The 556-nt window shown below is 49.6% G+C and carries 1 pseudogene; it reads left to right on the forward strand.

Going from position 1 to position 556, the window contains the following annotated elements:
• Positions 1 to 556: pseudogene (locus QTN94_RS20365) on the forward strand (S-type Pyocin domain-containing protein); the annotation flags it as partial.

Here is a 556-nt window from a genome sequence, read left to right on the forward strand (position 1 = left end):
GCTACTCAATGATTCTCCGCGAGTTCCGCTGTTGATAAAAGAGAGCGATGGCTTAGATCATTCAGATTGGGAGTTAAATCCCCATGTTCGCGACAACCTCGACCCATTGGCACAAAAGGCACTATTAACTCGCACACAGATGAGCGGAAGTGCATCAAGCACCACTCAAACTACAAGCCTACATCCGCCACTTCCCATGCCCCCATACGTCCCTGAGCCGGTTCGTACTCATAATCCCGATGCGCCGCCAAAGGAAAAATACGAGTACAACTTTGATATCGCGTGCTCCGATGATGCCTTTCAGCGCAATGTTGGTTGTTCGTTTGTTTTAGCCCAAACGACAAACGAAGTGTTACTAGGGCGCTGGCGTGAAACCAAAATAAAAGAAGGGACACGCTACACCCTATTCACAGCGTTTGATGAGCCTAAAAAATTGGTCGGAGAAGTGGCATCAAAGTCGTTAGGTCTCTCGCCTCGTCAGCCAGTAAAAGTCAGACCGATAGGCAGTGGCGTAGCGCAAGAGGGCTTTATTCCCGTTTTTCCCGCTGTGCAGCTC

The sequence above is a fragment of the Vibrio sp. M250220 genome, assembly GCF_036533795.1.
Taxonomy (GTDB): Bacteria; Pseudomonadota; Gammaproteobacteria; order Enterobacterales; family Vibrionaceae; genus Vibrio.